At 69.7% G+C, this 3,800-nt stretch carries 4 protein-coding genes; 2 read left to right on the top strand and 2 right to left on the bottom strand.

The window, feature by feature from the left end:
* Positions 1–331: 331 nt before the first annotated feature.
* The gene (locus E1200_RS31815) at positions 332–898 is read right to left on the bottom strand and encodes a TIGR03086 family metal-binding protein (RefSeq protein ID WP_165950552.1); all 567 of its coding nucleotides are present in this window, start codon (positions 896–898) and stop codon (positions 332–334) included.
* 633 nt (positions 899–1,531) lie between these two features.
* On the opposite strand from E1200_RS31815, the gene E1200_RS31810 reads away from it, so the two are divergent.
* Positions 1,532–2,455, top strand: coding sequence for a phytanoyl-CoA dioxygenase family protein (locus E1200_RS31810; RefSeq protein WP_165950551.1), 924 nt, complete (start codon positions 1,532–1,534; stop codon positions 2,453–2,455).
* Between the two features lie 15 nt (positions 2,456–2,470).
* On the opposite strand, the gene E1200_RS31805 is transcribed toward E1200_RS31810, so the two are convergent.
* On the bottom strand, positions 2,471–3,067 hold the full coding sequence (locus tag E1200_RS31805) for an XRE family transcriptional regulator (RefSeq protein ID WP_131956133.1): 597 nt from the start codon (positions 3,065–3,067) through the stop codon (positions 2,471–2,473).
* Positions 3,068–3,187: 120 nt separating this feature from the next.
* On the opposite strand from E1200_RS31805, the gene E1200_RS31800 reads away from it, so the two are divergent.
* On the top strand, positions 3,188–3,800 hold a 613-nt coding region (locus E1200_RS31800), incomplete at its 3' end, for a class I SAM-dependent methyltransferase (protein ID WP_131956131.1).

Here is a 3,800-nt window from a genome sequence, read left to right as displayed (position 1 = left end):
GTCAACCGCCCTGCACCTTTCGCGCAGCCCCCGCCCCGCCCCTACACCCCGGGATGTACAAACCCGCTGCGGCGCCTCAACCCCAGGACGACCGCCACCACGAAGCACGGCACCACCGTCGTCCGCGGACCCCTCACTAGGGCTGACGAGGAATCAGGCACCCATCAGCAGGGGAGAGCCGGTATCGGCGAACAGCACCGCGCCGCAAGGAACGCGGCGACGTACAGCCTGCGGCGAGCCCCGCCTCAGGCGAGCTCACTGGCGGCGTCCGCGCATGCCCGGACCACGAACCCCGCGCACCCGAATCGCACGGCAGGGGAGCGGCCCGCACTCAGCCGCCCGACGGATCACGCCCGAACACCGCGAGGAGCCGCGCCTGGTCGTCCACTCCCTCGGGCACCGGCCGCTCCGGACCGACCATCCCACGTTCACGCCCACCCGCCGCCATCTGCTGCGCGGTCTCCAGCGCCGGACCCACCAGATCCGCGTCGAACACCACCGACTGCCCGGTGGCCTGCGCCAGATCCCAGGTGTGGACGAGCAGCTCCAGCGGATACTTCTCCAGCCACTCCCGCATCGTCACCTCCAGGCCGACCGCCAGCGCGACCCGCCGCGCCAGCGCCTCCGGCCCCAGCTCGGCCATCATCCGGGCGCGGACCGTACGCCACGATGCCACCGGATCTTCACCGGCCACCTCGCGCCAATCCGGATCGTCCTGGGGGAGCGGTCGGCCGGCGGCGCGCATCTCGATCACCAGCAGGCCCGCGATGACGTGACCGGCCACATCGACGGCGCACCAGCCCTCACACGGCGACGGCGAAAGCCACCTGTCCTGCGGCGTCGCGACGAGCACCGCTTCAAAGCCGTCCAGCGCACGAACGAAATGCTCAGGAACCAAGGTGACCCCACCTGACCTCGAGTCGCCGTCAGCAACCATTGCACTGTAACGACGCGACCCACCCACGTCCGAGCCATCTAGGCGAAGGGGGCAAGAGGCCGACTCTGCCCGGAACGGCCACTACTTAACATAATGTACATTATCGACCAACAATCAAGCCGCCCGGAAGCGGGCGATCCGGACGCATCCAGACCCGCACACGCACTCTCTTTCTCACTCCCGAAGCCGTGCGGCCGCCGAGGCCGACTGGTACGAGCCCCTGGGCGCGTCGGCCATGCTCGCACCTAACCGCAAAGCGGCCCAGGCGGTCTGGCGCGCTTTGCTCGGCAACCCGGACTGCCTGCCCCGAATCTGCTCTGACCTCGCCGGGCCAGCGATTCGACGGCACGATGTCGCCGCCAGTACTCAGCCGGGTCCGCATCGACGCTGCAGCATCGGCCGTGATCAGTCCAGTCCGGCCGCGCGCCGGCGGCTCTGCATCGGTTGTCGTTCGGGCGCAGGTTAGGCGGTGTCCACGCCCCCGATGCGCCGAAGTGGCAGAAGATGGCCTAACCGGACAGAAGCTGAATTCTGTCGGGTATCGGACAGAATAAATGGATTGCCCGGTTCGGGTGGCTTGAGGATGCTGAGATCGTGGATCTCAGGGAGTTGGTCTCGGGGTGGGAGGCCGATGGCTTCCTCGTCCTTCCGGCGTTCCTCCCGGCTGACGAGCTGCGCGCCGCGATGGACGAGTTGGAGCTGATGTTCCCCTCGGCCGCGGGTTTCCACGACGGCACCTATCCCCGCGCCGGGCGGTTCGTCGGCGATGAGTTCGCCGGGATCGACACCTTTCCCTTCGCCGGCACCGCGATCAGCCTGCTGGCCGCCCATTCCCGGATTCTGGACCTGGCAAAACTGCTGTTGGACGACCGCGACGTTCTCATCCATTCGGCGGAGGCGTTGGCGAAGTACACCGGCGCGTGCAATTACGACCAGGACCTGCACCGTGACTACCTCAACCACACGCTCCTGGTTCCGAGCACGGCACCGGCCTTTCGCCAGGTGGAGGTGTTCGTCTTTCTTGACGACGTTGCCGAGGAACTCGGTCCGCCGCACTTCGTCTCGCGCAGGTTCACCGGTGGCCTGCCTGCCGTCCCCAACTGGTTCCTGCGGCCGGGGAGAAAGGGCGGCGACCGGTTCGTCGACGACAGCGGCAGCCCGGAGCTGTATGCGGCTGAGGTGTCCGGTGCGGGGCCGGCCGGGACGGTCATCGCCTTCGAGGCCGGGACGTTCCACCGGGGCACCCGGCTGACCAAGCCGCGCGGCGCCCGTTACAGCCTGCACCTGGGGTTTCGGCGCTCCGGACTTCACTGGGGGCAGCGGACCGGGTGGGCGGCACGGGGCTTCGAACGGGCCTGGGTCGACTTCGTCCATCGCGCTACGCCGCGGCAGCTCCAGGCGTTCGGGTTCCCGCCTCCCGGGCATCCCTACTGGACGCCCGAGACACTGGCAGGGATGGCGGTCCGGTATCCCGAGCTCGATCTTGCGCCGTGGTCTCCCCCGGGTCCTGCCGCGTAGCGGGTCGTCGTCCCGTCATTCGTCGGGGCGGTGTCTGGGGGCTGCGCGGACGTGGGCGCGTTCGCCTTGGCGTCCGATGAGGCTCAGGAACTCGACCGGGCCGGCGCTGGTGGCGCCGAACCAGTGCGGGGTGCGTGTGTCGAACTCCGCGGCCTCCCCCGGCTTGAGGGTGAGGTCGTGTTCGCCCAGGACGAGGCGGAGTGTCCCGTTGAGGACGTACACCCAGTCGTGGCCTTCGTGGGTGCGCAGGTCGGGTTCGGTGTCGTCGTGTCCGGCCGGGAGGACGAACTTGTACGCCTGGATGCCGCCGGGCCTGCGGGTCAGCGGCAGGATGACCGAGCCGTCGGTGCAGGGTATGGGGCGCAGGTTGATGCGGGGGTCCCTCGTCGGCGGTGCGTCGACGAGTTCGTCGAGTGACACCCCGTAGGCGCGGGCGAGCGGCAGCAGCTGCTCGAGCGTGGGGTGCCGCAGGCCGGCCTCGAGGCGGGACAGGGTGCTGGTGGAGATGCCGGTCTGTTCCGCGAGGGCGGCGAGGGTGATGTCGCGTTGGCGGCGGAGGCGTTTCAGTCGCGGTCCGACGGCGTGCAGGGTGCGGTCGATGGCTTCATCCACTCCCCGATTTTGCCATTCGGCAACGAGGTTTGCGGTCCGGCGCGGGCCATGGGCATCGTGAAGGCCGCGTCCGGAGGGAAAGGCACCCACCGGGGCGGATATCACCGAGGAGGGCGGCCGATGGCGCACGGGTCCGACCATGCGTTCGACAAGGAGTACTGGGAGCGGCACTGGCAGCAGAGCGGTGGTGCGCACGATGTCCCGCCGAACCCGTATCTGGAGCGGGAGGTCGGTGGTCTGGTGCCGGGTGCGGCGCTGGACGCGGGGTGCGGTGCGGGTGCCGAGGCGGTCTGGCTGGCGTCGCGGGGCTGGGAGGTCACCGCGGTGGACATTTCGGCCGAGGTGCTGGCCCGTGCGGCGGGCCGGGCGGCGGTGAGCGGGGTCGGCGGGCGTGTGCGGTGGGTGGAGGCGGATCTGGGCGCCTGGGAGCCGGGGACGCGGTTCGACCTGGTCACGACGCACTATGCCCATCCGGCGATGCCGCAACTGGAGTTCTATGAGCGCATCGCCGGGTGGCTCTCCCCCGGCGGCACCTTGCTGATCGTCGGGCATCTGCACTCCCACGGACACGGTCATGGGCCTCCCGCCGAGGCGTCGGTGACCGCGGCGGACGTGGTGGCGCGGCTGGACGGAGCGCAGTGGGAGATCGGTGTCGCTGAAGAGCGGCATCGCACGCTGACAGGTCCCGGTGGTCGTGAGGTTCCGCTGCACGATGTGGTGGTGCGCGCCACCC

The sequence above is a fragment of the Actinomadura sp. GC306 genome, from assembly GCF_004348665.1.
Lineage (GTDB): Bacteria > Actinomycetota > Actinomycetes > Streptosporangiales > Streptosporangiaceae > Spirillospora.
Note: the sequence above shows the minus strand (reverse complement) of the source record. Positions and strands in the feature narration are given on the sequence as shown.